Raw genomic sequence first — 25,978 nt, 5'->3', positions numbered from 1 at the left:
GCCCTTTGCACAACCGTACTTTCATCTTATCGAGCGCATTTCGAAGTCAAGGCAGACACGATTGACTTGCGCTCAGTTATGGTTTTCGGTCCGCGACGCATTGTAATGGCGGGTAAGAATCTGTCTGAACGCTTCGTTGTTAGCGCGCAACCGTTTGCTGGCGTCCGCGTGCGCTTCCTTTGCGGCCCTTGATGCGTAATGCAACAAAAATCCCAAGAAGCACAACGCCCGCTGCGACTGGCTGCGATTCCCCGATTGCTGGTAGCAACAGCGATCCGCCCCAAAGCATTATGAGAAAGGGCACCAGACGCTTGAATGCCTTGCTTTCAACCACGACGGCGAGATAGCTACCCTTACGGCGGTACGTTGCTGCGTATTGTTCGTTGGATCGCTCGAGATCGAAGCTTCCTGCGTCCTGAGCGGCCGAACGACCGGCACGGTAGTGGCGTTCGTATCGCTTGAAACGGAAGTCGCCGCGGCCTCGTAGCCAGGCCGCGACGCTATCGCTGAAGAGATAGGCGAAGTCTTGCATTTCAGTGCATGACGTCGGAGAAAAATTCGACCCCTCCGACGGCGTCAGCGATGCGTTCGCCGTCTGCTTCGGAGTGGAACGATCCCGTTTCTGGGTCACGCCAGCCGAACTGTGCGCGCCCGTCGCGAGAAAAGACTACCCAACCAGCTTCTACAGGAAATGTCCCGTGCATGTTCGTCTCCTTATCTCCTTCGGTCAGATGGACGCTCTGCGCTTGCTCGCCTGGGCCTTCGTCGAAAGCAAATAATTGCAGCCAGGGCAGGAAAAGTCTTTCGCCAGTTCGATCTTTCCTTCACTGTTCGAAAGCACGTAGTCCGTTGAGCAACCACGGCACGCGGCGATCGTCAGGCGCGAGTCCATTGCCATCGAGCGGGTCAAATGGTTAGCGCGATCGGCAGTGATCATCAGATTCTTGCCGAACATCTTCGCCATGATGTCGTTCGCTGAGATCAACGATTGCGGGATGTTGCCGCCTGCGGCTAGGCCGTTTCGATACAGCCAGACGTAGACAGTCGCCTGGAGCCGACGCACTGCGCTATCGACGTACCAGGGCAGAGAATTAGCTCTGCATCCGCAAGGCGAGCTCACACCGTGAATGTCTTTGTAGGTCGTCCGCGCCTTGTTCGGGTTCAGATTGAACAGGTCGATCGCGGTCGACGCCCGGCATCCCTGCGCCATCATCAGACGCGCGTAGATTTCCTTGTCTTCACGCTCGAGGCGCAGATCCGTCCAGATGTGCTTATAGGGAAGGGAGTCGGTGCGAACTGGCGACGTGCGCATGAGGTAATGGGCAACCGTTTCTTCTGTCACCCATCCAGCTGCATATTCCATCCAGAAATTCGGATCTTCGAAGCGCCATCGAAACAGCGGGAAGCGGATGGAGCCGATAGCTTTCTCGAGACGGGCCATCGGCAACTGCCTGAGGTAGTTTGCAAGTTCAATCGAGACCCCAAGCAACGGCACCGCGAGCAAGTTCATGTGCAACACATCCTTGATGAGTTGCACATATGCCTGGTTGTAGTGGTAAATATCCCGGCTTGTGATCTGATCGAGGCGTGGCATGGCCTCCGTCAACGCTTCGACTTTCTGCGATGACATCACGCCGTCGACGAAGGATTCCCAGTCGCGCGGATCGTCGAGAACTGGCGCGAGCGCCATGAACGGCATATTCATGAGCGTCGCCTTCGCACCGATGTACTTCTCGAACGTTTCCATGTCGGGCAGTGACAGGGCGAATACGTTCTCCATTTGACGGTGTGCAGCGAGCGCGCGGCGCATGAAGTCGGTCAGGCCAAAATTGGCGCGCTGAAGTTTTTCGGCCAGCCACGCCGAAAGCAGGAGGTTGGTCGGCTCGCTGTGGCCGCGGAATTCTTTTTGCATGATTCTGTCTTTTTCTTGTTCACTCATGAGCGACGGAGCGTCGCTCACCCCGAGCACAGTCTGATTTAGTGAGCCTAGCGGTTCAGCGCGGCGTCGACTTCCGAAAGCGTCTTGCGCATCGCTGCGCCGAGCGCTTCCAGTGTCGGGTTGTACTGTTCGGGATTGCTGGACGCCTGTACTGCCAGCTGGACGGTAGCCATCTTCCCGGAGACTTCTCCCCAAGCGTTCGTGAGATCGTCGAGTGCGTTCTTCACTGATGCGGCTGCCTGTCGTTCCGACTGCTGCGCGGCGACGTTGGCGCGGAGACTCTCGATCTCCTTTGATAGGTCATCCTTTTGCGCTTCAAGTTTTTGCAGTTCGCCCATCGCATCCGCACAGGCATCTGAGAGGTTCTTGTAAGCATCAGGCAGCTTTTCGACCGGAACTTCCACGCGTTCCGTTTTGGGTTTCGCCGCACGCATCGCCGTCAGCTCGGCGGTCGCCTCACCAAGCGCCTTGCTTTTGGCCGCAAGCTCCTGTTCCAGAGCGGGATACCCGGCTGACCGTTGGGCAAGCAGTTCCTGCAAATTCGCAATGCTGCTGTCCTGATCGGCGAGACTACGCTGATGTCCCGCCAGCTGCTCTATCAGATGGCGGTTTTCGCGTACGCTGACATCCAGTTGAAGCTTATTGTCTGCCAGTAGGCCTTCGAGGTTTTCCAGCTGCTTGTCGCGGTCAATGATTGCTTCATCCTTGGACTGAAGCTCTTTGAGCATCGTCGCAACGTCTGCGCGGCCGATCTTCGGATCCGCGTTCTTCTTTTCCTTGATGAGCTCGATCTGCTCGTCAGTCACATCCGGAGTGGCCAGCAGATTGAGTTCGCCGAAGCTGAAAATCTTCACGGCCTCAGCATCGTCGGCAAATCTCTGATGGCAGCGCATGTAGTTGTAGGCGCTTGGCCGAGTGATATTCAGAGCCAGGTGGAAAAAATCCAAACAGAGCGACGCCCCTTTTCTTCGTGCATTCGTCGAGTCACCGACCTTGCCTGTGTGGTGGCTGATCGCGGACTTCATCATTTGCGAAAGGTGTCCGCCCAGGATGACCAGTTCGGCGACGACTTTCGACCGCGATTCCGAAACGGACATCATGTGCTCGACGAGCTTCGCAATGAACTCCGCCGATTCGGGGCCCGCTCCAAAAACCTTTTGTGCGGCGCTCGCGATGTTGTTGCGCGTGACGGCGTTCGGATCCTGCAAGCTGAACACAAGCTCGTCCAAGGGATCAAATTTCGTAACGTCATGCACGGCAGCTACGACAGGCGGCCGGCCTGCGAGCTTGATTTCCGTGCTGGATGTCTTGCTTGTTTGCATTGTTCTCTCCAACAGTTGAATACACGACCACCCCGGTCGTACAAAAACAGCCCTTTACTGCCAAGGGTGACCAGCTTGGGCGTTTGCGTCTTGCGGCTCTCGAGCGGCGTCGGGATGCAACGAGGACTCCCTGGCTCTTTCTTCCTCGGCGGTGCCCTCGTCGCGAGGTCGTTCGTTACATGTGTAACGAAGGTTAAGCTGATAGAAGCCTGTCGTTTTCTGGAAAGAGATGCTTTTCGACCCCTCTTTCGCATTTAGATGCACGGGAACGCACGCGGGCGCTATCGTTTAACGGATACATTTCTGAAACATTTAGTGACAATTTTTGAAATTATCGTCGACGAAAAATGTGACAAAGGTCGCATTTAAGTGCTCACGATTGCCTTGTGTTTGAGCAGATCGCTCTCGCTTGTTCGCACGAGCAGGTTCACAGCGGTCAGCGCTTTCTGAACGTCGAGGGGACGCAGTCCGGCATATGCGTCGCGTTTTGAGCGCAACCATTGCGGAAGGTCGGCCAAGGTCAGTAGATCGGAATGCAGTGCTGCATCGAGTGTTGCCGAAGGTGAGGTGAAGAGGCCTGCACCCGTCACCGGCCAGACGGGCGGCAGGTTCAAGCGGAAGAAATCGATCTTCGTCCGGTTCTGGGCAATGGGGGAACGGCGATCTTCTGCGCGTAGATCCGACGCAACACGTGTGAGCATGCCATGCGCGGTCGACGGAGCGATCCGCCCTGACCAGTTCTTCGTCTCGAATACGAAGATTCCGAATGGAGTGACGGCGAGATGATCGATCTCAGCGGTCGGAAAGGCTGTGCGTGGCGCATGCTCGATAACCAGCGGTGCACCCAGCAGGACGTAATCCGAACCGCAGAGCCATTCCAGCGTCTCTTTCAATTTTGCGTGCGCTGCTGCCTCGCCCTGTGCGCCCAGCGCTTCCGCCCGGCTCAAAGGCTTCAGCCCTTGCCAGGCGACCTTGGTGCGTTTCTTGAAGCGGCGGACTAACTGGTAGGCGCCTATCGCAAGTGCTATCTCGAGGACCATCGTGGTGCCTTCATCGGTGTTGAACTGGAAACCAGCTTTACACGTCGGCTGTGAAGTCAAGGCGCGAGAAATCGCGAATTGGGATCGGGGGCGAAAGAACGTACGTTTTTCGCAGCTTTCCCGCACACGCTAAATGCGCGGAGCCGTAAATTTCAATTAACCACCGCGTTTCCTACGCATCGAAAACAGGCTCTGCCAGCCGCGCTTGCAGCCCTGCCTCTCAAGTTCTCTCCCTTCGTTGATTGCTGTTTTCGCCACGGCTCCGCTAAGCCGTGACGAAAGCGTCTCTCCGCGCATCAGCTTTCCCTGCTCACCCGAGCATCGAAACCCCTCCAGCGCTGACCAGCCTGGACATCCCCTAGTGCGTTAATTTTTCTGGAGAGAAAAATGCCGAATCAGTTTGTTGCGAAAGCGACGCGCACGCCGCTGTCGTTCCTTCTTGTCTGTATCGGGTTGTATTTCGCGGCCCATTCGTTTTTTGCGGCTCTGTTCGTTGGCTACCTGGTGTTCATGTGGATCAAGAAATCGATCCGCGATGCGCATCGAGCAGATGTTGAGGCTAGCGATGCCAAGGCACCCTCGGCGGCCGCTACGCCCCAAGCAAAACCTGACGAAAACGTGACCGCTACGGTTACGCCTATCAAACGACAGTACGCAAAGTCGCCTGTCGTTGCTCCTCTTAAAACGGGCACTGACGACAAGTCTGCTGGCCTGTAATGCATGGACGCCCATTTGGGCGTCCATTCACCTTTACCCCAACGGGAACCCAACCCGTTGCGGGGTCATGGGTTCCCGTTCAACGGAGAAATCCCATGGAAAACGAAATTGCGGCATGGCAACTCGACATGTTCGGCGGAGCATCGCCGATCGTCGCGCCTCCACCGGCAAAGGTCGATCCGCTTCCCGATCCGCAGTTCTGGAGCGAGGGCGTGCGAGAGAAGATGGTCGACGCACTGATCAGTCTCGCGACCGACAGTCGTCGGGGTGACAACATGCCCGAATCGCTGATGGATTGCTGCACGCTGTTCAGCGAGCGAATTAGAAACAGAAAGAAGCTGGAGATGGAAGACTATCGTGCGACGCTCGGTTGGGTGATGGAATTCTGGGACGGTGCATTGCCGTACCGGTATGTCTGCCTCATCAATGGCGTTGACCCGGAGATCCTCCAGGACGTCATCATGAGCAATCCGCTGCTCAAGCGGGACATGGAAGACGTCCGTCATAGCTGCTTCGGCAGCCTGCTGTAGGGGGATGTGATGACTACATCTTCCTTCGGCCGGATGTTCGATGGTCTGTTTGGAGGCGCTGCGCAGCCATCGCGCTCGGCAGCCCCTTCAGCCCCTTCGCAGCCGCCTCCCGTTGAAGTGGGGCGCGGTGCGGATAACGAGCGTCACGTTGTGATCGCTGGGCAGGCCCGGCTTTTTCGCGATGAGGGCGACGTCATTGTCCAGTTCCACCCGACATTCGACTACGAGCTGCGCGAGACATCAGTCGGTATGAAGCTGATACCGGCGCTGGAACCGCACTGGGCCGTTCTGCGTGAGCACCAATGCTCGATGCTGGAAGCGATTACAGAAGCAATCCGGTCAGCGCGGGCAGACGTGACAGATGTCCCGATTGCCGACGTCCCGGGAGCGAGCACTTCACAGCATGCCCATCCGGGTTCGCGCGGGCGCGCTGAAGCGAATGTCCAACCTGTCCCGTTAGTGATCGACAATGCGCCGGCACTGGAGCCACCCGTAAAGGCGCAACAAGCCCATCGATCCGAGCGCCCGCACTACGGCAAGGTGAGAGAGTGGGGCGAGAAGGAGTTTCCGGATGGAAAACGCCCGGGAAAGACATATGTCTCCTTCTGCCTGACGCTTGAGCAACGCGGCGAGCAGCACGTTCTGCAGGGCGAGGGACTGCGTGAAGCCATCGCCGAAGCGCGCTGCCATATTGGCGATCGTGTCGAGGTCCGGCGCCTTGGAAAAACCAAGGTTCCAGCCGTCGGCAACGATGGTCGGCCCAAGCTCGATGCGTCGGGAGCACAGATTCTCTGGGACAAGTGGCTGTGGTCCGTCACGAAAAAGTGATCGACTACTGGCACCGATCCCGAAGATTCTCACCATCGATCCCGTAATAACTCACCTTCGTTGCTTCGACCGTACCCCGCGTGGGAGGCCAAAGCGACGAGGGCGAGATCTTCGTCGCGCTGCAGTCAGCGACCAATCCTTCCGTCAGACCATCCTTGCTGAAAAAAGCCGTTCGATCCGGTGCGCAATCGCGTTCCCGGACGGCTTTTTTGAGCAACGGTTTTCCGCCTTTTCAAAGGCATCGACCTCAACCACACCACACGACTGGAGTGACAAATGAATGTTAAGAACGTCAAGCTGTCCCCGGAACAGTGGGTTGCGTTGCTCCAGAAGTATGGAGTGCCCGCAAGTTCACTGACCGGGAAGGGCTCGCCGTGTCCGATTTGCGGCGGCAACGACCGCTTCACCTATGACAACCAGCACCAACGCGGCGACTGGGTTTGCCGGAAATGCAATGACGGCGGCTTCAAGGCTGGCGACGGCTTCGAGTTGATCTGCAAAACGGCGGGCATCTCGTTTCGCGAGTTGATGCTCGAGTTCGACGGCGGCCTTCCGGCTACCGCACGAAACCATGCCGTCAGGACTCGAGCCCCCGCCCCAGGCCGAAAGGCTGACCCGGCGTGGGCACAAAAGCGGCTTGATTCGATGTGGGGAAAAGCGATTTCCAATGGTCGCGACGATCTCATTTCGCGCTACCTGCGTTCGCGCGTTCCCGGTCTGGCCGTGGCGCCGTCGTCAGCGTTGCGGCTTGGAATGCTCGAGTATCGGCATGAGAAGAAGGTGATCGGCGACTGGCCCGGGATTCTTGCCCGGTTCGTATTGCCGGACGGTCGACTCGGCACGCTGCATCGAACTTTCCTCGATCGGTCGAAGGCCGCGAAGGCGACGATCATCACTAACGATGGTGAAGTCCTGCCATCCAAGATGAACGACGTGACCGTGAACAAGCTCAACGGCGGCGCAGTCCGGCTGATGGAAGCTGTGAACGGTGAAATCGGAGTAGGTGAGGGCCTGGAGACAGTGCTCGCGGCGCACATGATGTTTGGCGTGCCAGTCTGGTACTGCCTGAACAGAAACCTTCTTTCGGATTTCGTTGTGCCGGAAGGCCTCGGTATCCGCGCTGTACATATTTTCGCGGACTTCGATGTGGTCGATCCCAAGACGCGCAAATCGCCCGGGATGGATTCGGCGCTGATTCTCGCGAAGCGGCTTCGAGCGGAAGGGTACACGGTGATCATTCATCGGCCCAAAGTACGAGGGACCGATTTCGCAGACGAGTGGTTGGCGTCCTGCACCGCGCCACGCGCTCTCGTCGTTCCTCCGGGAGCGGGCAGGGAGCGTCAGGCGCTGCATGTTTGATTGAAAGCGGGCATCCCCGCTGAAGTGTTGTTTCTTAAACCGCCCGGTGGGGATTCGTCCCCATCGGGGCCGCAATCCGTCGGGCCTTTTCAATGGAGAAAAGCATGTTCACGATGATTGTTGGCCGGTTTGAGATCGTTGCAACGTCGGGCGTCAAAAACGGCTCAGTACGCGTCGGTAAGTCGGAAGCGATAGCCTACGATGTGATCGACCGTCACCAGCAAGGCAACATCAAGCCTGAGAAGGTCGGCCTCGATCTTGATGATGCATGGTTCTACTGCATTCGCCATCAGGCGCGCGCGCAAGGTGTTTCGTTATTGCATTAACCAACCCCATAAAGAAAAAACCCGGCTTGCCGGGTTTTTTTTCGTCCGCAGGAAAGGGCGGGCAGGTACACCACTAATCGATGGCTTTGTAGCGGAGGACAGCCCTCACCACGAAAAAGAGGAAAAGCAGGATGGGGCGCATTAGACCCATTGCCCAGATGCCACCAAGGCCGCTCAACAAAAAGAGGCCAACCGTGAAATCACACTTAGGGAGCAACACGTCGACGAACATGATCGCAAACAGGGCGACCGCGATGACCACTCGACGGCCGGCAGGCGAGAGGTTCATAAACTTTTCAAACATCATCGCCTCCTTTGCGAAACCATACCTTGAGCACACCGCGGAAATGATAAGCAGACTCCAACGCAGCGAGCGCCACTGCGGCGAGAAGCCAGAAGCGCGCGGCACGCGTCCAATCGGACTGCGCGAGTGCATTGAAAAGTTCCACAGTGTGACTCCGTTAGGTTGAGGCTCTAGCAGCGATGTGCTGATAAGCCGATGACCTATATTCGCAAATACTACGCGAAGTCAAGATCGCCGGCCGTGATCAGAATTGCGCGAACTGGTCTGCAATCGCGTCCGTGTCAAACCGTCTCCCGTTTCCTGCGCCGCTCGCATCGCTAGAAGGCGTGGTTGCCGTTTCACGCGTGGCGATCGGATTGGGATGGGATCGGAGATCCGGCTTGCTCGCGGTCGCGGTCTGCATGTCACGGCCGCCGGGATGAGATACCAGCCCCGGTATCGCCACGGGCGGCGTTTCGACCGCCGGTATGGATTCCCCCGTCGAATGGCTGCGATCACGCCTGAGAGCGGCCCTTGCAAGCGCTCTGAGCGCGCCAGCACGCACGCGCGGATTGTCGTACCGCATGATGTAGGCATACAGATCAGGGTCGGTCGCCTCGTTGAGCGTCACCTTGACCAGTGTGACCTCATTCATGCGGCGACTCCCATCGTCTTGCGCTCACGTGCGAGCGTCGATTCACCGACGATCAGGAAGCCTTTAGCGTTCGCGAAGCAGGGCGCATCGAGGACGTCGAGCTGAACGCGCGGGAAGGCAGCGCGGATCGCGGGTTCGTACAGCCCAGCACCTCCGCCGGTGAGCACGATAGAGCGCAGGTCGGCCGTGCGACCAACCCTGTTCTGCATTTCCTTGACCGTGGAATTGACGACTGCCTGTGACTGTTCGAGAAAGGGATCGAGGTCGATATCCTTGCCATAGAACAGCATGGGTTTCTTCTCGCGCAGGCACTTGTCGATGCGTTCGATATCGTCGACCGGTTCACCTTCCTGCTTCGCAATCAAGGAAGCGATGCTCTTGTAGACATGCGATGCGCCGCCCGGTGCGCCGCCACTGCGGCGATCGTTCATAGTGAAGCCATGCGCAACGACCCAGTCAGTCGTGAAATAGCCGACGTCGATAACGAGATGGGCATTCTCGCGATCGAACCGGCTGCCGCCGTATTCAGAGAATGACACCAGGGAGCCGAGCGGCTGAGGGACGACTTTGACCGAGCCTACCTTGACTGGGCCGTGGCCGAAGTTCAGGGTGCCGGTGAACGCGTCGCGCAGATGCGCAGAATACTTCGTGATGCTATGGACGGGCAGCCCGAGCACCATGCGCTCGACTTCCGTCACCCCTGCAAAATAGAGTGAGCCACCGAGAAGTGCCGCATAGTTTGGCGTGAGGCAGAAGTCTTCCGACAAGGTGCGCCCTGCGTTGCCATATGCCGAAGACAGTTCAACACCGGGCCCGATCTCGTACGTTGCGCCGTCGACCTCGATGGGCGCGACCTTGCGTGCATGCAGCACGCCTTGGCCGAAGCCCGACACTGCGTCGCTTACAGCAATAGGCGCCAGAGACGGGAACATCTGGGTCGCAATGTCAGAACCCATGCGGAATGCGCTTTTGGTGTTTCCATATCCGACGTCGACTGCAAAAACTGATACTTTCATTTGCTCTCTCCAGAGTTGTTAGATCAAGTCACGTTGCTTGGGCCAAGCTTGGGCCATGTTTGGACCGAAGTTGAACAAGGGCGAAGGCGAACGCGCAATTGAGTCCAAGCTTGGCCCGAGCCACTTACAACGCTTAGCCAGATAGCTGCCTTGGAGTTCCGGTTGGCCCGTACTCGGACCAATCTTGCGCCAAAGCTCTTTGTGACGTTCCAACTCTAGCGACTTGGGAATGAAGTCAAGGAATCAAAGCTCGCAACATTTACGCAGCTTTCGCAGCACCGCGTGCCAAACGACCCCGTTAATCTCTACGTTACCCACCGCGCGAACTGCGCATCGACCTTGAGTTTCATCATTGAAGGGAATCGCTATGCCTGGCGAAATCCCCTTCTGTCACAGGCCGCAATCTGAAGCGGCCTTTTTCTGAATCAAATCAAAAGCAATCCGGCCCAATTTGAGGACACCGGACACGCGATATCCATTGGGTTAGCGGGCGATTTTGCCCGAATTTGCAATTTGAGCGGAGGTTCAAGCGGACAGTCGGACAGTCTGGACGCTGGAACGAACCGCGCTCAAAGAGCATGGACGCACCCTTTCAGCACACGAAGCTGGGACTCGTTACATGAAGCCCGACCTACTACTGCGGCGGATGAACGGACTTGGGGGTGGGGGTATGTGCACGCCAGTTAAGGCGAGCATGTCCCTGTACGGAAGACGAACGGTAGGCGCAGCCGGAGACAAAAATGCGCAAAAGGAATTACCGGGGCAGGATGGCCACAGCGGCGCGGGTTGAGAGACGGGCGCCCACGGCACGCGAAAGCGCGTCGGAGGCCGGCACGGTAGCCGTAGCTGCGGCATAGCCGGGTTCGCGGAGCGAAGACGCTTCGGGCCCGACCAGCGGGAAGCGGCGGATGCAATCAACGACGATGGACTCTGCAAAGGCAGATCCGGTTCGCGGATGCGCAACGCGGCACTTCTGGTGGCAGGGATCACGCGCAAGCGCGGTGTCTGGCAGCAGGCAGCAGACGGACAGTCGATGCACGTTTCTTCCACGTGCGGGGCTGATCGAATGGAATCGCTAAAGGACAGGAAGGCAGGGCCCGGCGGGGTTACGCAACGCGCGGTGCGCCACGCTGGCTCGGGGGATAGGCTCCCTGGGTTCTGGACGCTGCGATACGAAAAATTGCGGAGTAAAGGGGCGGGCGTATCGCCTCTTAGAAGCATCCGCGTTTGCACTGATTATAGGGAGACCGACGATGGCAGCAATATTGAATGTACGCGCAGTGCTGCGCGACTACCGTTTGCCTGCGGATTTCAAGGCCTCACTGGAAGAGCTGTTCCTGACCAATGTAGACCGCGTCCATAGCCGTACCAGAATCAGCGCCAAGCCGTTGTCGATCAAGACGCAGACCTACCGAACGCAGCAGATTTGCCGGTCGTTCGAGGAACTGCGGCAGAACGGGTATGCGCTTCAATCGCCGTATGCGCTCAAGCAGAAGCATGTTCAGGCTCTGGTTAATCTGTGGATCAAAGCGGGCCTGAGCGGCGGCTCGATTGAGAACAAGCTCACCTATCTGCGGGCGCTTGCCGAATGGATGAAAAAGCCGAATCTTGTCGGCACACTTGCCGATTACACGGATCGGGAGTCGAATGGTCTCGTGCGGTCGTATGTGGCGCTCGAGGACAAGTCATGGGACGGGAACGGCATTGACGCCGCTGCAAAGATCGAAGAGATCGCCACGACTGATCGATACGTCGCGATCCAGCTCAAGCTTCAGGCAGCATTCGGCTTGCGGGTCGAAGAGAGTTTTCTCCTAAGGCCGGCTGAGGCGGTACGCGACGATGGCATGCTTGGTGTCACGCGTGGCACCAAGGGCGGCCGCGATCGCGTTGTGCCGATTGAATTCAAGCTGGCCGTCCTCGAAGAAGCAGCGCACCTTGCCAACCCGTATACCGGATCGATGATCCCGCACGGCGTGACGAAACAGCAGTGGAAGAACCGCTACTACCACGTCCTCGAAAAACACGGCGTGACCAATTCCGGGATCGGCGTCACCAGCCACGGTTTGCGCCATCAATTCCTGCAACAGATGTATGAACGGCTGGCGGGTGTACCGGCCCCGATCAAGCAATCGGCGGGACGAGTCGATCGCGAGGCGCACGCGGAAGCAATGCAGCGTGTGGTCGAGGCTGCTGGCCATAGTCGCAGGACAAAGGCGAACGCTTATCTCTCAACGCATAACGCGCTCGGTGCAACGAAGACCCGAAAGATGACGAGGGAGCTGGCCGAGCAAGCTGTTGACGAAGCCAAGGGGATAAAGAGTCAGGCAGCCGCGGCGCTGGGTATCTCGCGACAGGCGCTGTATCGGCTCTTGGAGAGAGTGTGACGCACGGGACGAATACGTCGCTCAGAGTCACTGGGGCAGGTCAAACTGTAGCCACAAAAGTCGCGACGCGCAGGAATGGCTACAATGATGGGTAAGAAGAAACGTTGAAAATTCAACGGATTAGAAATTCTCCACTGGCAAAGTGCCCATTACACGTAGTGGGCACTTTGGCGATTTTCAGCGAAACATCCAGTCGAGCGCCGGGCTGGTCAACGCGTGATAGGTAAAGATGATGCCGAGTGCGAATACCGTCGCGATCTCGGGCATGAGCTCCGTGCGGTGACGAAAGGCAGCGCGGATATAGTCGATCGGTGACATGCGGTTTCTCCAGTGGCTTAGGCTGGCCTCACCAACCGGAGAGACCTAAATCCAGTATGGCGCCGCCTGCGTGAAGTCAAGTCACCAACGATTGCGATCAGGCAGATCATCTACGGCCAGGGAAACGCGGGTCTCAAACGGGCATTCCTCGTCGCCGTCGGTTGCGGGAATCCGCGGGAACTGCACCGATGCCACACCATCGATGTAGACGAAGCGGGCTAGCTGCTGGAGTGTGCGGTAGCGTGCGGCGTCCATCAGCACCGGTTCTATTGGCCAGAAGTCGCGGGCGGTGATTTTCCCGTCGATGACCTTTTGCGCGAGCGCAGCGAAAATCGGACCGCGCGTTTCCCAGTGCTCGTTGGTTCGGGCGAGCAGATCAAGGATGTAAGGCACGTCGACGGGCGAAATCTCCTTGCGGACGAGGTCCAGCAAATCGCCTTCTGTGGCTTTCGGTCGGTTCAGGCGCTCATTCCAGACCTTGCCCGCCTTCTCCAGCGCGGCGTGCTTGTCGTCGCCGATGGGAAACCAAGGTGTCTGCATCCCACAGTCTTCACAGCAGATGCAGCAGACGGTCTCGGTTGGTCGATCCGAAGGGGGGCGCGGCTCGAAGTCGTCCATGATCAGCGCACGGCCGGCGTTGCTGCCGACCTGAGACCAGTCAGTCAACGGTCTGGATCGCTGGTTGATTACGCGTTGGGACCATCCGAAAGCCCAGTTGCCGCCGCAATGGGCGCAGGGGAAGAGTTCGTCAGTCATTGCGTTTTTTCGGTCAAGAGCTGTAACGCTATTTTAAATTGGTGCGTCTTGTCTGCTCGTGATAATCGCACAAAACGGCAAGAAATCGGTCATCGACACGCTCAAATCAAACGGGGCGGGTTTCTACGACCTTGTTATAGCTCTCGTGACTGAGTAATTCGAGCGGAGCAAGCGTGTCCGCATCAAACATCAGACGATACGACCGCCCGACAGGAACCGATACCAGCTGCCCTTTCGAGGACTTGATCGGCTTCCCTTTGAGCGCGAAGGGATGCGTACCGTCTCGCACCTGTAGGAGCAGGCCGCGTGCCTCTCTCTGCACGGCAACCAGATGATCGACGCAGGAAAGGTCGATTGGGTCCATGCTGGCAGCGCGGGTCTTTTCGGATCGTTTGCTTTCGCGCGCGGCACGTGCATTTTCTTTGGTTTTCGTGAGCATGGCACAGGCGTGGCAATACTTGCCCTTGCCGGTGTGGCCGCAGTCGAAAGTGCGCTTCATGAGGAAATGCTCCAGTGATAGACAGTAGAGTCCTATTCGATCACGGTAGCCGGGCGCGTCAAGGCGCGTCTGGTGCAGTTTTTCGGCCTCTTTCGGTTTCTACGTGCTGGTCGAGATCGCGAGACAGATCGAGAATGCGTGCGTCTGCTCTCGAAACGCGGTCCTCCAACCGATCGATCTCGGCCACTGCGAGAGCGTACTGGTCAGCGAGCATCCTGAGCGCCCAGAACGGCGTGAGCGACGCGCCGCAGTCGCGGCAGGTCACAATGCCTCCGCGCGTATCCAGTTTGATGTGGTGGTGCGAGCATTCGCCTGGACGATGCTTGCGATCGTCGGTAGTGACGCGTGCACGCGGAAAAGGGATAACGGAACTCGTGTTGTCGCCCATCAGGTGTTGCCATTCAAGATTGCAGCGCGATGCGGTCTTGTTCCGTCACAGCGATTCACTCGCTGCTACTGCCTCGTTCAATTTCGCACACTGCTCGTCGATTGAGCCATCGGCAACTGTGCTGACGCTAACGCCCATTTCTGCGAGAACGGCGCGAACAGTGCGAATCGTCAGGTTATTTCGCGTCGCGCCGGGCAGGGCCGCTTGCTCATTTTCGATCTGTCGGATGCGCGCGTCGGTAATGTTCATGATCGTTATCTCTTTGGGACGGGCGGTCGCGGTGCTCACCTAAGCAGCAACGGTAGCATCAGGCGCGAACAGGATTTTCGAGATGGATTCGTCGCGCCGGTAGTGATATTCGATGGTGTCGAGATACTGACGGAACGCGGTCGTGTCGGTCGGGCTGCACGGGACGTTTCCCCTGACAAAGCGGACATCGCAAGGCGCGTGCGCGTGACGGTCGATTGCAGTGAGCGCCGTGACGTCGGGCAACCACCAGCGATTCCAGCGAGTGGTGAAGGCGAGCCAGCCTTGCGTTGTCGCATCGAGTTCATCCCACGAGGCCTGGAAGTCCAGGATCGCGCCGAGCGAACTGAAGAACACCATGCGAATGTTCGTCTCGTCGGCAGCGGCAGCGACGATCTGTTTGCGCCGCTCGTCGACGGGATCGGTCGAGCTTGCCATGCAGAGCGCCGGATAGCTTACGTGCCAGTCTGCGTCGCACGGAATCGCGCGCTGCAGAAAAAAGGAATTGGATGTCACTTGTGATCCTTCAGAAAGTGCTTTCGGTCGCACAAACGTATCCGGCAAAGATGTGATGTCAAGTCGCGGCAGGCAAGACCACTGCAGAGAGGGACGCGGGCGGCACCCATTCGACGCACGGTTCGCCAGCTTGGGCATAGAGCGATTGCTTCTGCACTTTTCGGGCATGGTAGGTGTCGTTCGACTCCATGCCATACACTTCGATTGCCGTCGCCGGCGCCGTATCGATGAGGCGGAAGTCAGGGAGCATGACGTCGCCGTCGGTCAGCCGCATCGGTTTGACGAAGCGGCGGTGCTCTTCAACCAGACGGTTGGCCATCGCGACCTCGTAGCTTGAGTCGCAAGGAATGAACGAACTGTTGCAGAGTTGAAGGGCGAGATCGATCACGCGAAGATTTCCGTCCTTCGTCCGCTCAAGCAACAGCACCGCGACGATCCGGGCCTCGGGTTTGCCGATCATCGGCCACGCGTGCCGGTAGGAGGCGGCGGTCGTCTCGATGAGGTCTTTCGACGCGTAGAACGTCTCGAACGTCTGACGAATCTTCACGACAAAGCCGTACTTCGACTGATCGATCGTCTTAACCTCGGCGATCACGACACCACGCTCAGAGCCAGTTTTCGAAGTCTGGATGCGGCTGAGAAAGGAGTCGAGCTCGGCCTTCAAAGTTGCCTGCTCAGCTTCCTCGTATCGGCGCATCACATGCAGAACGTCCTGAATCGGCTTGCCATTCATCTCTCCTTCGCCGAGCAGCGCCAGTAATTGCGCGTTGCACGTGCCCCAGTTGCGTTGGGGGCCGCCTTTCCACTCGTTGAGGCCAGAGTCCATCCAGATCCGATTGAGAAAACCCAACAGCGGTGCCGAACGACGTGTATTGGAACGGGTGGTTTCGGTGCTGGGCGTACGGGACACCGTAGCGACCGTGCGTACAGATAGCGAAATATCGAGCTTCGCGTTCAGGCCCGCGGGCGTGTTTCGGATCGCATCGTGTGCGCGTCCGGGGGATTCTTCAAGAGGACCTTTTTCTGCAAAGAAAGCGCAGCCGTGACGGTCGTGCAGATGGCCTTCTTCGGGCCAGCGCGCGAGATGAAAGAGCGCGCCGTAGCGACGCACGACAAGGCGCAACGGCTTGCCGGGGATCGACGGGCGGCAACAGCACACCGCATATCCGGGGGTCATTTTCGCCCGTTCTAGCCGCGTGGCGAATCGGGCCGGATTGTCCTGTATCTCTTCGAGAGGAATGGTCAGGCCGTCGAACGCGATGTGTGCCATGTCATTTCCGTTGTGGGGTTGTCCTGCTACCAGGTCCGATCGCCATGCACGACCGCGCGCGTGCCCACGAGCTTGCTTACCTCACGCACGGCTGATGTGAACTGCTCGCGATGCGCATGTGTCGGAAACCGCGCGGTGATGCTTTTCAGGACACCGGGCGCAACGTAGTCTCGTTGCTCAACGTGGCCGTCTCCAATGAGGGCATCGAGCCAGCTGTCGGGCATACCCATCGACGGCTCCGCGCCAGCGCGGGTGCCTTTGGGGTCGAGGGTATGGTCGAAGAATTCCACGTGAATGATCGTCATGACTGCTCGCAGGCGGGTTGTCGCAGGGTATCGGCCATTCGTGGAGCGCGCCCTAACGGCACAATCCGCTCAATCGACGCGGCGTCGTAGACGAGACGCGAGCCACCGATGCCCTGGAATTCGAGAAACGTGATGCCTTCAGCGTCGATTTGCCGGATGAACATGCGTTCAAGTAGCAAGCCAGGAAAGTAGTCGTCGGACAGGGGAAATCCGCGCGTCAGGACGCGATAGAACGTCGACGGCCGCAGGCTGCTGATTTCATCCGGAGCTATCACGGCGCGCTTTGGCGACGATTCGCCCGGTAGGCTTCGTATAGAGAGATTCCACCCAGTGCCGCCGCGAACGCGTTGAAAAGTGTGAGAACCAGCAGAATGGCGGATCTCCTGTCGTTGGTGCGCAACTCCAGCGCGCGTGCCTGTTCGGCCTGCGCCAGGTGCTTGCGCTGCGCTTCCAGTGAATCAGCCAGGGCCTGTTCCGAGCTGACGCCGTGCCGAGCTAGAACGCCGTTGCGCACTGTGTCGGGAATATCCTTCAGGGCATCATGGACGCCGTTGAGTTCCGCGACGATCGCGGTATTGGTGATGACGTCGGCAGCCGCACTCCGCGGCTTCAACTGGAGCCCTGCGAGTCCGATCGAGCCCACCGACGAGGCAACGGCGAGGGCAAGGATGGATAGCGTGGCGCGGTGATTAAATTTCATCGATGGCGGTGTCCGGTGCCGCTTGCGCGGGCGTTATGCGTATTTTCCGGCTGCAACCAGAGGGACGACTGCGCAAAAGACGCAGGAAATCGCTCGCCTTTGCTCGCTGCGCTGGCTCTCGCATTTGGCGAAAAATGAAAGTTGAACGTAATTGCATCTGCTGAAAGACATGCCAAAACCGTGACCATTCTTCTGGATTAGCCATTACGTGTAATAAAAGCTTGGCCGGATGGGGTGTCACTCACGCTCGCCTGAAGGAGTCGGTGGTCGATGCTGACCGATTTGTAGTCACCTCAGATAGGGACGTTGCGCCGTGCCGGTGGAGATGTCTTATCCACAACCTTGTGCACAGAAATTGTGGACAACGCTCACGGGGCGCAAAGAAGAGGCATGTCGAAAACGTCGTCATTCGAGCCCGTTGCCTCGCTGTGAAGCCAGTATCGTTCACGCATCACACGCGCATACGCGCATCGACTGACCGCACTTCGGTGCATTCATACGACGTCCGCACTCGCGGCACGTTCTTCAACCCAGACGGGACCACTCCCGCTCTGGTGCGGTGTCCCCGTCGCATTCCCACAGGGATACCCTATGTACACAGCACTGGTTCGGCAGTTCAAGGATGCACAGAACAAGGCAGCGGCTGCCTATCTCGAAGTCGCCGCGGTGGAAGAGTCGTTGTTTCCGCGCGGCGGCGAACAATACGTCTACCGCGCGACGGAGTCGAGAGCCGACTACAAGACCGAGCGCGAGCTTTCGGACTTCTGCGGCCGACTCGCGCACGTTCTGGTGATCAAGGCGATCGCGCAGTTTTCGCCGCCGGGCGGGCGACTGGAGATCAACGAAGACAAGGAGCTCGAAAACGCTTCGGTGGACATTCGCGGTGCGCTCAGAGCGGGCAAATGTCCTGATTTCGACGCCTTCTGGTCGCACCTCGAACGCACATTCAGCGGTGACGCCGGCAAGCGGATCGGCTTGATTCAGGCCGCGAAGCTGCTGATCGATGGATTCGGGATTCGTCCGAATTCGGAGATCAAGCGGACGACCAGTGCAATCGTGCTCGAAGGCCGGATCTGGAGTGAGGCGTGTTTCCGTTCAAGTCTGCGCAAGGCGACCTATAACAGCCAGTCGACGGTCGCCGGATTGATGCGCGGTCTCGCAGCGTTCGCGTCTCACGCTGGTTTCGATGCCTTGGCCGCCGTGCTGGCGCACGGACGACTCCTCGATTACGAGTATGAGACGCGGGAGAAGGTCTCGTTTCAGGGCCTCGATATCGTGATGTTCAACGAAAAGTGGCAGTTCAAGTTTTCACATCAGGTCGGTGATGCCCTCTCGCTGTTCATCAGCGAGTTCGGCGCCGACTATCTCGCAACGCGCGACCGGTACTGATCCCGTCACGCATTTCTCTTTACGACCCGCTTCGGCGGGTCTTTTCGTTTGAGGATGCAATTCATGCAGAGAGATCTGTTTTCTTTTGAGGAAGACTGGTACGCGCCGCTGCGCGCGATTTTCAGTCTCGGCTCGCAGGCGGCACCTGTTGCGCATCAAGGTGAGCTGGCGGCAGCGCGGCGTCTGCATCTGGGGCAGTTCTTCACCCCGGACGCGATTGCAGCCTTCATGTGGAGCTTTGTGAGCGGCTGGAAGCTGGACCGTCGTGTCCGCATTCTGGATAACTCGGTAGGATCGGGCCGCTTGCTGCAGTTCGCTGATCCCGAGCGGCACGCGGTGTACGGCGTCGACGTACATATCGACGTGATCGCGCAGTGCCAGAAGGTGTTCGAAGACGCGGGGTTCGAGTGTGAATTCAGGCTCGCTGGCATGGAGGACATCCACCCAGTGAGCTTCGATATCGCCATCATCAACCCTCCGTTTTCGATTCACCTCGAGTCACCGCATCTGAAGCCGCTGGAATGCACGACGTGGGGCCGGTATGGCGCCAATACCAGTGCGCTCAGTCATGACTACGCGGTGCATCAGGCGCTCGACGCAGCCAACATCGTGGTCGCGCTTCTACCGCTCACAACGGCGGAGGCGATGATCGCGGGCGAACAGGGTGACAGCTTGCGCAGACGCGCGGCAGGCCTGTTCGAGCTGCCGGCCGATGCATTCAGGTCCGAGGGCGCGAACGTGCGAACCGCCGTGGTGGTGTTCGACCGGTATCGGGATCGTCCGTCTGACTTCGTGCGCGATGTCGTGACTGATCTCGCTGCTCCAGCACCGAATCTCAAGCTGCATTTCGAGGATCGCAGTTTTGGCCAACCACGGCTGCGTTTTCAGAAACTCGATGACAGCGTGCCAGCCATCACGCGCCCGGTCACCGGCGACAAGTCGGTGGTGATCTCGCACGATGGTCGCCGCATCCGGCTCCGCTTTGCTTGTGGCTTCAACGAAGCGATGGTGCTCAACAGCGTCTATGTTGATCGCATCTATTCGCGTGATGGCCACCGGCTGCCGCGCGGCTTTCGATACGCGGGTCAGGGGCTGCTCGATCTCGAGACGTTCCTGATGCAGGACGATCCGCGGGCGGCGCTCGACAGGCTGCTCGATCGCATTCGCAGTGCTGGAGGGGAACCCCAGTTCGGACCGGGTTTTCTGAAACACTTCGAACGCCGCGCAAGAAGAAGCGTACGGCAGGCGACGCCGTTGCGGCATGTAGCGTGGACGACGGGTGCCGGATCATCGGAGCACGTCAGCGGCACGGCGCGCGAGACTCACAAGGTCGATGCGTCGCTCTGGGCGAGTCCATTGGTGAAGGCTGGAGACACCATCAGCTTCGACCGCGAGGATGACGGCCGGTACCGCTATGTGCTCAAGGGCGCGTCGTACTACCTGTCCGTCGACGAGCTGAACGCGCGGTTTGCGATCGACAACGTTTCGGAAGGCTGGGAAGTTGTGCACGAAGGGCTGTCGGTGCGTTTTCCGGAACAGGCCGCGGCGTTGCGTTCGATGGTCAAATCGCTGGGTATTGATCAGTGGCTGGACTGGGAATTCCAGACAGAAGATCTGATCGAAACCTTGCTGAAGCCGTCGGGTTGCGTGATTGCGTGGGAGCAGGGTTGTGGCAAGTCGCGCCTCGCGATCGCGCTGATCCTCCTCTCAGGGGTGATGCAAGGTCTCATCGTTGTTGAGTCCCGTCTGATCGACGAGATGATGACAGAGATCGCGACGCTCCCGATCAGCATGGATGACGTGAAAGTCATCACCTGCGCAGCTGATCTGAACGATCTGAGACGGTTCAACCTGATCTCGTACGAGCGGTTACGCATGCCTGTCGACAAGGCTGTATCGACGCGTGTCACGTACGCTCATCGGCTGAGACGAAGGATAGGGCTGCTGGTAGCCGATGAAGGCGAGCGGTTGGCCAATCCAACGAGCGATCAGAGCCGCGCGCTCTGGCAGCTTTCCGCGCGACGCCGCTACGTGCTGACGGGCAGTCCGATTCCAAACTATCCGCGCGACGCTTTCGGTCTCATCGCGTTTTCAGGTGGTGATGGAACGGCGGCCCAGCCGTATGGATACCGGCGCGGCTATCTGGAGGAGAACTGGATCAACACCGTCGAGTATGCGATGCGCGGTGTCGACCGGTTCCGCGATGACTTCGTCGTGCTGGAGTGGGTGACGTGGCAATTTGCGGAGAGCCTGCAGGAAGGGGCGAAGCGCGAGGTGCCAAAGATCGGCAATCTGCATGGCTACCGCGCGATGCTGGCGCCGCATATCAAGCGCCGGCTCGTCGCCGAACCGGAGGTCGCGAAGTACATCAGGATCGATCCACCGGAGTTCGAGGTGGAAACGGTCGACTGGGATCGTGGTCATCTGGCTTCGTATCTGCGTGCGGCTGACGAGTTTGCTGACTGGTATCGATCGTCGCGAGACGACAGGAAAGCGTGCAATCTCGTCACAATCCTCGCACGCATTCGCGCGGTGCATTTCGCTGCCAACTATCCGCAGTACGGGATGGAAGGTGTCGAGCGCATCGGTGGCCTCTCGAGCAAGCAGCGCGCAGTCATTTCGCGCATGCGTGAAATCGCTGCTGAAGGCAAGCAGGCGATCGTGTTCGCAGAGAACCCGGGCGTGCTGGATCTGCTTGCGCGGGAGCTTGCGTCGCACGGCGTGCAGTCAGTGCCTTTCCACGGCGAAATCCCGATCAAGCGCCGCGTGGCCGACAAGGACAAGCGGTTTCTGACGGGGCTGGCGACGGGGCTGCTGGCAACCAAGGCGTCGGGCCGCGCGGGCTACAACCTGCCGAATGCCGACTACATCCTCTTCTATGACCGGTCGTGGACGTGGCGCATCGAGTATCAGGCGATGCGGCGCGCGCTGCGCTGGAACCGGAAGGGAACGTTGAAGGTGCTGTATTTCCATCTCCCGGGCAGCATCGACGAGTATCAGGACCAGATGGTCGCGCACAAGCGCGACGCCACACAGGCTGGTCTGGACTGGGCGACGCCGGAGCTTGAGGACGAGACGTTCCTGCATATGGATTCGTTGCTGGACCGTTTTGTTGATGATCTCGCATTGCTCTCTGACCGCACGGGCAGCGACATGCGCAAACTTCTGAAGGAGGCGGCATGAAGGAATCGAAAGTGTCTGTTCTTGTGGGCGAGGGTGTGGTGACGGTCAAGCGGGAAGGATCGAACCGCGCCGTGCTGGCCAACATTCTCGGCACGGTCGAGGTGGACGGCGTCGAGGTGTTGTGTCTCGATCGGCTCGTGCATTCGGCCCACGAACAGCAGTTCGGCGAATGGGCGCTTTCAGGGGCTGTAACGACCCTGCTTTCGCGCCCGCGAAAAGAGCAGGCAGCCGCGACTTCGCATTGAGTGGAACCGGCGTCCGTCAGGACGCGCGCACAGTACTTTTGAACAAACCCGGCTTCGCGCCGGGTTTTTTTACGCGTGATCCCGATGCGAACATGCCCGGAGGAAGCCCGGCGTTTCTTTACGTTGGCCACTCCGACTTTTCCAAAGCGAATCCCGCATTCGTCAATAGGCTAGGCACGCCCTGGTCGCCGACCAAATGCAGCGCTCCTATTACGACGAGCGTCGGCTTGCCTCGTCGGGCCATGGAAGCAATCTTCGGCGCCCAATCACGGTTTCGCTGACAAATCAGCGAATTAAACGTGGCGGGCCAGCGTTCGAGGCGCTCCCTCACATACTCGTCAAGAAAGTTCAGATCGTCATTCTTCCAAGCAACGATGAGGGACACGAGTTCGGCAAGTCCGGCGTCATCTTTTTTCGCGAAATCCTCCAGAATGGAGACCTGCTCATGCATCGGGCCGTCGAAGATCCTTCGAAACTGGTATTCCGGCGTCTCCAAATACTCCCGCTTTTTGCCCAGCTGAAGTGCCAATTCCCATAAAGGCCGATCAACTCCGTGTTGCTCGACAAACCCCATCCGATTGGCCTGTGTAAAATTTAGTACCGCCGCTGCGACGCTTGGTTTTCGTCGAATGAGGTCCTCACCGTGTAGTCCAAGCCGAGCCCAATGTTGCGCTGTGATTTCATAGACCGGCGCTGGAACGAGATCACCAAGTCTTTGGCCATCCGGGAGATCGAGGAACGCAGGCGCGACCGCTGCTGCCCTTTCTAGGTCTGCTTCAAAAACAATCGTCTCGGAACGATCAAACGCAGCTTTGATTACCTTTGACGTATCGACAACATCGAAGTCCCCCAAATGCACCGAGCCCAAAATGAAAGTTTCACTGCCGTGGATCTTCCAGAGCATATCCTCGCCTTACTTATGGTTGGTTCCGGCGACGGTACGTCACCGCCCCGGGAAGCAGGTCTAGAATAAACCAACGGATTCCCGCTGATCGTTCCAGCTCGAAATATCACCCCATTTTCTTCAAGAGACACAGCGTTTACGCGAGCTTTGTGAGCCGTGACCGCATAGAGCGGCGGTATTGTTCCGTCATCACCTGCGTCGCTGACGCATCGACTTAACCGGTTCTGGCCGGTCCATGTTGTTCAACCCTTCGGGAACCTCTCCCGACAGGGCGGGTTCCCTCTCTGGAGACCCACAATGCAACAACAACCTACCCTCGCTCTCAAGCAGATCACCGTCACCGTCAATCCGCGCAAGTATTTCGATCCGGCGCAGATGGAGGAACTGACGGCTTCGGTCCGCGAAAAAGGTGTGATCCAGCCGGTTATCGTTCGGACGCTCGCTGACGGCGGTTTCGCCTTGGTCGCTGGCGGCCGCAGATACAAGGCAGCCATGGCGGCGCACGGCGAGGATTACGAGATCCCTGTTGTCGTGAGGGAGATCGATGAGGTCGAGGCCAAACAGCTTGCCATCATCGAAAACATCCAGCGCGCCGACATGTCGCCTGCAGAAGAAGCGATCGCAGCAGCCGAGCAGGTCGGGCTGTGCAAAGGCGATCGCGACGAGGTCGCGCGCATCTTCGGGTGGACGCGTACCACGCTCGACAAGCGACTCGCGCTCATGAACTGCAGCACGGACGTGCTGGAGGCGCTCACCACGCGGACGATCCTTCTAGGTCACGCGGAGCTGCTCGCCGCGCTTCCCAAGGAAACGCAGGACAAGCTGCTGCCTGTCATCGTCAAGGAAGGCAAACCGGTCGCCGAAGTGAAGAAGACCATCGAACAGGTTGCCTGTTCGTTGGCGGCAGCGATCTTCGACAAGACCGATTGCGCTGGATGTCAGCACAACTCGTCCAATCAGGGCGAGATGTTCGGCGAGTCCATCAGTACGGGCAACTGTACGAACCGGACCTGTTTCAACGAGAAGACCGAGAAACAGCTTGACGCTGTGGCTACAGGCCTTCGCGATGACTATCCGGTCGTGCGCATCGTGCGCGCTGGCGACAACCACACCCGCATCCAGCTTGCTGTTGAGGGGCCGAAGGGTGTGGGCGAAGAGCAGGCCAAGGCTTGTCACGCGTGCCAGAACTACGGCGCGGCGGTGAGCGGTCTGCCCGATTCGATCGGCAAGGTCTACAAGGGCCAGTGCTTCGACACCGTCTGCAACATGAAGATGGTGGCAAAGCAACTGCAAGCCGCGAAGGCCGCGGCGGCACCGAAGATCGATGCGAAGGCGGATGCGAAAGCGGGCGCGACGGCGAAGGCACCGGCGAAGGCTGGCTCCGCCAAACCGTCGACGACCAGCAATCCGCCGGCGACGGTCGTTGCCGAGTCGGACCGGATCAAGACTTATCGCGTGGCATTGTGGCGTAAAGTCCTGCGCCGCGAGGTCGGTTCGAGTCCGGCGCTTGCGCAGCGATATCTGCTGGCGATGGCGCTGGCCGGTCACTCACGCTGCGTGGATGACTTATCGCTGAAGGGCATCTGGGAAAAGCTGACGGACGAAAAGATCACCACGAACGATGTCGCAAAGACAGCGGAAGCGGTTGTGAGCGCGGATGACGAGAAGGTTGCGCATGCCCTGACGGGCATCGCCGTCTCCGCGATTCAAGGTCTGGATGTCCATCAGCTGACCGGTCTGTGCCGCCATCATCGTCTCGATCTCACCCGGCACTGGAAGCTCTGCAAGGAGTTTCTGGAACTGATCACGAAGTCGGAAATGATGGTGGTGGCCGACGAACTGGGCATCCGCGCCGCACTGGGCGACGAGTTCAAGAAGGTGTTTGGCAAATCTAAGGCGGAAGTCATCGAGGCGCTGCTCGCCGTGAAGGACTTCGATTACACCGGCAAGATCCCGAAGATTTTGAAGTTCTAACCGCGCATCGTGCGCATCGACTGAAGCGGACCTGTTCCGCTTCTTCCTTTATCTGGACTGCCCTCGGGCGGTCCTTTTTTATTTCTGGGGTAACTATGTTTGTTGAACTGCAACCGCTGTTGAAGGCGTGCTCAACGCTGAAGCTGTCGATCAAGATGAAGGGCGATCAGATGGTGGTTTTCGTCATGCCGGAAGGTGAGACGAAGGAAACCGCCCTACGTCAGCCCCTCGTCATGACGGCGAGCGCTGAGGAACTTGACGCTGGCTTTGCCGAGCATCTGGCGGCGTATAGCGGCGCGCATGCGTCTCTGGCCGAACAGGTTGCGGCAACCACGGCGATTCTCGGTGAAGCCCAGAAAGCGCAGGTCACGAAAGCGACCAAGGCGCTGGCGGGCAAGGGTGCGAGAGCATCGGCACCAGGGAAGTCGTCGGCGGGTTCAGGCGATGTGGACGGCGACGATGATGGTGAATCGTCGTCCGACGAACCGGAAGGCTCGAACGATGAGGTAGCGGGTGGAGCTCCGGCACCGTCTGCTGCGCCGGCTGAGAACGGTACCGACCTTTCGACCCTTTTCTGAGGAGCCGCCATGTCGATTACCGTCAACCAGCTTGCTCGCGAGTTCTCCTACAACGGCGTCGCATTGCCGGACCCCGGCCCGACGTTCTCGCCCGAAGAAGTTCGCGATCTCTACTCGGCGCAGTATCCCGAGCTGACGACCGCGTCCGTCGACGGGCCGGATATGTCGCGCGATATCGCAACCTATAAGTTCGTCCGCGCGGCTGGCGCCAAGGGCGCGTATGCGTAAGCAGACGCTGCTCAAGGCTCTTGCCGACCCGGTCAACGGGTTCAATCAGGAACCGCCCGAGAGGGCGGTTTTTTTATTCG

General features: G+C 58.7%; 31 protein-coding genes. 12 read left to right on the top strand and 19 right to left on the bottom strand.

All coding sequences use genetic code 11. From position 1 onward, the window contains the following. Positions 1-139: 139 nt before the first annotated feature. The 5 genes from G3N95_RS15255 to G3N95_RS15235 all read right to left on the bottom strand — a co-directional run bounded on the left by G3N95_RS15255 (position 140) and on the right by G3N95_RS15235 (position 4,361). Positions 140-532 (bottom strand): hypothetical protein, encoded by a 393-nt coding sequence (locus tag G3N95_RS15255; protein WP_205970912.1) that lies wholly within the window; start codon positions 530-532, stop codon positions 140-142. Position 533: 1 nt separating this feature from the next. Further along, positions 534-704, bottom strand: coding sequence for a hypothetical protein (locus G3N95_RS15250; protein ID WP_205970911.1), 171 nt, complete (start codon positions 702-704; stop codon positions 534-536). Positions 705-727: 23 nt separating this feature from the next. Continuing rightward, entirely contained in the window at positions 728-1,939 is a 1,212-nt protein-coding gene (locus G3N95_RS15245; RefSeq protein ID WP_241018550.1) for a FlhC family transcriptional regulator, read from the bottom strand. Positions 1,940-1,986: 47 nt separating this feature from the next. Beyond that, the gene (locus G3N95_RS15240; protein ID WP_205970910.1) at positions 1,987-3,261 is read right to left on the bottom strand and encodes a hypothetical protein; all 1,275 of its coding nucleotides are present in this window, start codon (positions 3,259-3,261) and stop codon (positions 1,987-1,989) included. Positions 3,262-3,626: 365 nt separating this feature from the next. Then, complete coding sequence (locus G3N95_RS15235) at positions 3,627-4,361, bottom strand: nuclease-related domain-containing protein (RefSeq protein ID WP_241018548.1); 735 nt, start codon at positions 4,359-4,361, stop codon at positions 3,627-3,629. 327 nt (positions 4,362-4,688) lie between these two features. Here G3N95_RS15235 and G3N95_RS15230 point away from each other — a divergent pair, with 327 nt between their 5' ends. The 5 genes from G3N95_RS15230 (at position 4,689) to G3N95_RS15210 (ending at position 8,061) form a co-directional block, all read left to right on the top strand. Beyond that, positions 4,689-5,018, top strand: coding sequence for a hypothetical protein (locus G3N95_RS15230; protein ID WP_205970909.1), 330 nt, complete (start codon positions 4,689-4,691; stop codon positions 5,016-5,018). Between the two features lie 95 nt (positions 5,019-5,113). Continuing rightward, on the top strand, positions 5,114-5,548 hold the full coding sequence (locus G3N95_RS15225; protein WP_205970908.1) for a hypothetical protein: 435 nt from the start codon (positions 5,114-5,116) through the stop codon (positions 5,546-5,548). Between the two features lie 9 nt (positions 5,549-5,557). After that, positions 5,558-6,376, top strand: a complete 819-nt coding sequence (locus G3N95_RS15220; protein WP_205970907.1) for a hypothetical protein — start codon at positions 5,558-5,560, stop codon at positions 6,374-6,376. Positions 6,377-6,652: 276 nt separating this feature from the next. Then, positions 6,653-7,735 (top strand): primase-helicase zinc-binding domain-containing protein, encoded by a 1,083-nt coding sequence (locus tag G3N95_RS15215; protein ID WP_205970906.1) that lies wholly within the window; start codon positions 6,653-6,655, stop codon positions 7,733-7,735. 104 nt (positions 7,736-7,839) lie between these two features. Further along, on the top strand, positions 7,840-8,061 hold the full coding sequence (locus tag G3N95_RS15210) for a hypothetical protein (RefSeq protein ID WP_205970905.1): 222 nt from the start codon (positions 7,840-7,842) through the stop codon (positions 8,059-8,061). Positions 8,062-8,134: 73 nt separating this feature from the next. Here the strand turns inward: G3N95_RS15210 and G3N95_RS15205 are convergent, their stop codons facing one another. From G3N95_RS15205 to G3N95_RS15195, 3 genes are all read right to left on the bottom strand, one after another. Continuing rightward, positions 8,135-8,497, bottom strand: a complete 363-nt coding sequence (locus tag G3N95_RS15205; RefSeq protein ID WP_205970904.1) for a hypothetical protein — start codon at positions 8,495-8,497, stop codon at positions 8,135-8,137. Between the two features lie 112 nt (positions 8,498-8,609). Then, on the bottom strand, positions 8,610-8,999 hold the full coding sequence (locus tag G3N95_RS15200; RefSeq protein WP_205970903.1) for a hypothetical protein: 390 nt from the start codon (positions 8,997-8,999) through the stop codon (positions 8,610-8,612). Further along, positions 8,996-10,015 (bottom strand): PRTRC system protein D, encoded by a 1,020-nt coding sequence (locus G3N95_RS15195; protein ID WP_205970902.1) that lies wholly within the window; start codon positions 10,013-10,015, stop codon positions 8,996-8,998. The genes G3N95_RS15200 and G3N95_RS15195 overlap by 4 nt, the downstream gene beginning before the upstream one ends. A 1,253-nt stretch (positions 10,016-11,268) precedes the next feature. On the opposite strand from G3N95_RS15195, the gene G3N95_RS15190 reads away from it, so the two are divergent. Then, the gene (locus G3N95_RS15190; RefSeq protein ID WP_205970901.1) at positions 11,269-12,399 is read left to right on the top strand and encodes an integrase domain-containing protein; all 1,131 of its coding nucleotides are present in this window, start codon (positions 11,269-11,271) and stop codon (positions 12,397-12,399) included. A 177-nt stretch (positions 12,400-12,576) separates the two neighbouring features. Here the strand turns inward: G3N95_RS15190 and G3N95_RS15185 are convergent, their stop codons facing one another. From G3N95_RS15185 to G3N95_RS15140, 10 genes are all read right to left on the bottom strand, one after another. Continuing rightward, the gene (locus G3N95_RS15185) at positions 12,577-12,717 is read right to left on the bottom strand and encodes a hypothetical protein (protein WP_165904502.1); all 141 of its coding nucleotides are present in this window, start codon (positions 12,715-12,717) and stop codon (positions 12,577-12,579) included. 81 nt (positions 12,718-12,798) lie between these two features. Further along, positions 12,799-13,473, bottom strand: coding sequence for a Lar family restriction alleviation protein (locus G3N95_RS15180; RefSeq protein ID WP_205970900.1), 675 nt, complete (start codon positions 13,471-13,473; stop codon positions 12,799-12,801). Positions 13,474-13,579: 106 nt separating this feature from the next. Further along, entirely contained in the window at positions 13,580-13,972 is a 393-nt protein-coding gene (locus tag G3N95_RS15175; RefSeq protein ID WP_205970899.1) for a hypothetical protein, read from the bottom strand. 58 nt (positions 13,973-14,030) lie between these two features. Next, positions 14,031-14,360, bottom strand: coding sequence for a hypothetical protein (locus G3N95_RS15170; RefSeq protein WP_205970898.1), 330 nt, complete (start codon positions 14,358-14,360; stop codon positions 14,031-14,033). Positions 14,361-14,405: 45 nt separating this feature from the next. Then, positions 14,406-14,609 (bottom strand): hypothetical protein, encoded by a 204-nt coding sequence (locus G3N95_RS15165; RefSeq protein WP_205970897.1) that lies wholly within the window; start codon positions 14,607-14,609, stop codon positions 14,406-14,408. A 39-nt stretch (positions 14,610-14,648) separates the two neighbouring features. Beyond that, entirely contained in the window at positions 14,649-15,122 is a 474-nt protein-coding gene (locus tag G3N95_RS15160; RefSeq protein ID WP_346778374.1) for a hypothetical protein, read from the bottom strand. 58 nt (positions 15,123-15,180) lie between these two features. Further along, the gene (locus G3N95_RS15155) at positions 15,181-16,392 is read right to left on the bottom strand and encodes a DUF1173 family protein (protein WP_205970896.1); all 1,212 of its coding nucleotides are present in this window, start codon (positions 16,390-16,392) and stop codon (positions 15,181-15,183) included. 26 nt (positions 16,393-16,418) lie between these two features. Then, complete coding sequence (locus tag G3N95_RS15150; RefSeq protein WP_205970895.1) at positions 16,419-16,697, bottom strand: hypothetical protein; 279 nt, start codon at positions 16,695-16,697, stop codon at positions 16,419-16,421. Continuing rightward, complete coding sequence (locus tag G3N95_RS15145; RefSeq protein WP_205970894.1) at positions 16,694-16,972, bottom strand: hypothetical protein; 279 nt, start codon at positions 16,970-16,972, stop codon at positions 16,694-16,696. Before G3N95_RS15145 ends, G3N95_RS15150 begins: the two co-directional genes overlap by 4 nt. Continuing rightward, entirely contained in the window at positions 16,969-17,397 is a 429-nt protein-coding gene (locus tag G3N95_RS15140) for a hypothetical protein (RefSeq protein ID WP_205970893.1), read from the bottom strand. The genes G3N95_RS15145 and G3N95_RS15140 overlap by 4 nt, the downstream gene beginning before the upstream one ends. 591 nt (positions 17,398-17,988) lie before the next feature. Between G3N95_RS15140 and G3N95_RS15135 the strand changes: the two genes are divergently transcribed. The 3 genes from G3N95_RS15135 (at position 17,989) to G3N95_RS15125 (ending at position 22,214) form a co-directional block, all read left to right on the top strand. After that, positions 17,989-18,786: a hypothetical protein gene (locus G3N95_RS15135; RefSeq protein ID WP_205970892.1), complete on the top strand. Its 798-nt coding sequence runs from the start codon at positions 17,989-17,991 to the stop codon at positions 18,784-18,786. 63 nt (positions 18,787-18,849) lie between these two features. Then, positions 18,850-21,969 carry an SNF2-related protein gene (locus G3N95_RS15130; RefSeq protein ID WP_205970891.1) on the top strand — a complete coding sequence of 1,040 codons (3,120 nt, stop codon included), beginning with the start codon at positions 18,850-18,852 and terminating at the stop codon, positions 21,967-21,969. Beyond that, positions 21,966-22,214, top strand: coding sequence for a hypothetical protein (locus G3N95_RS15125; protein WP_205970890.1), 249 nt, complete (start codon positions 21,966-21,968; stop codon positions 22,212-22,214). Before G3N95_RS15130 ends, G3N95_RS15125 begins: the two co-directional genes overlap by 4 nt. A gap of 118 nt (positions 22,215-22,332) precedes the next feature. Here G3N95_RS15125 and G3N95_RS15120 read toward each other — a convergent pair whose 3' ends face one another. Further along, positions 22,333-23,118 carry a TraB/GumN family protein gene (locus G3N95_RS15120; RefSeq protein ID WP_205970889.1) on the bottom strand — a complete coding sequence of 262 codons (786 nt, stop codon included), beginning with the start codon at positions 23,116-23,118 and terminating at the stop codon, positions 22,333-22,335. A gap of 297 nt (positions 23,119-23,415) precedes the next feature. On the opposite strand from G3N95_RS15120, the gene G3N95_RS15115 reads away from it, so the two are divergent. The 3 genes from G3N95_RS15115 to G3N95_RS15105 all read left to right on the top strand — a co-directional run bounded on the left by G3N95_RS15115 (position 23,416) and on the right by G3N95_RS15105 (position 25,898). Continuing rightward, entirely contained in the window at positions 23,416-25,092 is a 1,677-nt protein-coding gene (locus G3N95_RS15115; protein WP_205970888.1) for a PRTRC system ParB family protein, read from the top strand. A 95-nt stretch (positions 25,093-25,187) separates the two neighbouring features. After that, positions 25,188-25,670 (top strand): PRTRC system protein E, encoded by a 483-nt coding sequence (locus G3N95_RS15110; protein ID WP_205970887.1) that lies wholly within the window; start codon positions 25,188-25,190, stop codon positions 25,668-25,670. Positions 25,671-25,679: 9 nt separating this feature from the next. After that, on the top strand, positions 25,680-25,898 hold the full coding sequence (locus G3N95_RS15105) for a PRTRC system protein C (RefSeq protein ID WP_201657671.1): 219 nt from the start codon (positions 25,680-25,682) through the stop codon (positions 25,896-25,898). Positions 25,899-25,978 lie beyond the last annotated feature (80 nt).

The organism is Paraburkholderia sp. Tr-20389, assembly GCF_017104565.1.
Taxonomy (GTDB): domain Bacteria; phylum Pseudomonadota; class Gammaproteobacteria; order Burkholderiales; family Burkholderiaceae; genus Paraburkholderia.
The sequence above is the reverse complement of the archived record's forward strand: the minus strand, read 5'-3'. Positions and strand labels throughout refer to the sequence as shown.

Coding starts and splice junctions, on each gene's coding strand:
- G3N95_RS15255 (WP_205970912.1), bottom strand. CDS start 532: ATGCAAGACTTCGCCTATCTCTTCAGCGATAGCGTCGCGGCCTGGCTA.
- G3N95_RS15250 (WP_205970911.1), bottom strand. CDS start 704: ATGCACGGGACATTTCCTGTAGAAGCTGGTTGGGTAGTCTTTTCTCGC.
- G3N95_RS15245 (WP_241018550.1), bottom strand. CDS start 1,939: ATGAGTGAACAAGAAAAAGACAGAATCATGCAAAAAGAATTCCGCGGC.
- G3N95_RS15240 (WP_205970910.1), bottom strand. CDS start 3,261: ATGCAAACAAGCAAGACATCCAGCACGGAAATCAAGCTCGCAGGCCGG.
- G3N95_RS15230 (WP_205970909.1), top strand. CDS start 4,689: ATGCCGAATCAGTTTGTTGCGAAAGCGACGCGCACGCCGCTGTCGTTC.
- G3N95_RS15225 (WP_205970908.1), top strand. CDS start 5,114: ATGGAAAACGAAATTGCGGCATGGCAACTCGACATGTTCGGCGGAGCA.
- G3N95_RS15220 (WP_205970907.1), top strand. CDS start 5,558: ATGACTACATCTTCCTTCGGCCGGATGTTCGATGGTCTGTTTGGAGGC.
- G3N95_RS15215 (WP_205970906.1), top strand. CDS start 6,653: ATGAATGTTAAGAACGTCAAGCTGTCCCCGGAACAGTGGGTTGCGTTG.
- G3N95_RS15210 (WP_205970905.1), top strand. CDS start 7,840: ATGTTCACGATGATTGTTGGCCGGTTTGAGATCGTTGCAACGTCGGGC.
- G3N95_RS15205 (WP_205970904.1), bottom strand. CDS start 8,497: ATGCACTCGCGCAGTCCGATTGGACGCGTGCCGCGCGCTTCTGGCTTC.
- G3N95_RS15200 (WP_205970903.1), bottom strand. CDS start 8,999: ATGAATGAGGTCACACTGGTCAAGGTGACGCTCAACGAGGCGACCGAC.
- G3N95_RS15195 (WP_205970902.1), bottom strand. CDS start 10,015: ATGAAAGTATCAGTTTTTGCAGTCGACGTCGGATATGGAAACACCAAA.
- G3N95_RS15190 (WP_205970901.1), top strand. CDS start 11,269: ATGGCAGCAATATTGAATGTACGCGCAGTGCTGCGCGACTACCGTTTG.
- G3N95_RS15185 (WP_165904502.1), bottom strand. CDS start 12,717: ATGTCACCGATCGACTATATCCGCGCTGCCTTTCGTCACCGCACGGAG.
- G3N95_RS15180 (WP_205970900.1), bottom strand. CDS start 13,473: ATGACTGACGAACTCTTCCCCTGCGCCCATTGCGGCGGCAACTGGGCT.
- G3N95_RS15175 (WP_205970899.1), bottom strand. CDS start 13,972: ATGAAGCGCACTTTCGACTGCGGCCACACCGGCAAGGGCAAGTATTGC.
- G3N95_RS15170 (WP_205970898.1), bottom strand. CDS start 14,360: ATGGGCGACAACACGAGTTCCGTTATCCCTTTTCCGCGTGCACGCGTC.
- G3N95_RS15165 (WP_205970897.1), bottom strand. CDS start 14,609: ATGAACATTACCGACGCGCGCATCCGACAGATCGAAAATGAGCAAGCG.
- G3N95_RS15155 (WP_205970896.1), bottom strand. CDS start 16,392: ATGGCACACATCGCGTTCGACGGCCTGACCATTCCTCTCGAAGAGATA.
- G3N95_RS15150 (WP_205970895.1), bottom strand. CDS start 16,697: ATGACGATCATTCACGTGGAATTCTTCGACCATACCCTCGACCCCAAA.
- G3N95_RS15140 (WP_205970893.1), bottom strand. CDS start 17,397: ATGAAATTTAATCACCGCGCCACGCTATCCATCCTTGCCCTCGCCGTT.
- G3N95_RS15135 (WP_205970892.1), top strand. CDS start 17,989: ATGTACACAGCACTGGTTCGGCAGTTCAAGGATGCACAGAACAAGGCA.
- G3N95_RS15130 (WP_205970891.1), top strand. CDS start 18,850: ATGCAGAGAGATCTGTTTTCTTTTGAGGAAGACTGGTACGCGCCGCTG.
- G3N95_RS15125 (WP_205970890.1), top strand. CDS start 21,966: ATGAAGGAATCGAAAGTGTCTGTTCTTGTGGGCGAGGGTGTGGTGACG.
- G3N95_RS15120 (WP_205970889.1), bottom strand. CDS start 23,118: ATGCTCTGGAAGATCCACGGCAGTGAAACTTTCATTTTGGGCTCGGTG.
- G3N95_RS15115 (WP_205970888.1), top strand. CDS start 23,416: ATGCAACAACAACCTACCCTCGCTCTCAAGCAGATCACCGTCACCGTC.
- G3N95_RS15110 (WP_205970887.1), top strand. CDS start 25,188: ATGTTTGTTGAACTGCAACCGCTGTTGAAGGCGTGCTCAACGCTGAAG.
- G3N95_RS15105 (WP_201657671.1), top strand. CDS start 25,680: ATGTCGATTACCGTCAACCAGCTTGCTCGCGAGTTCTCCTACAACGGC.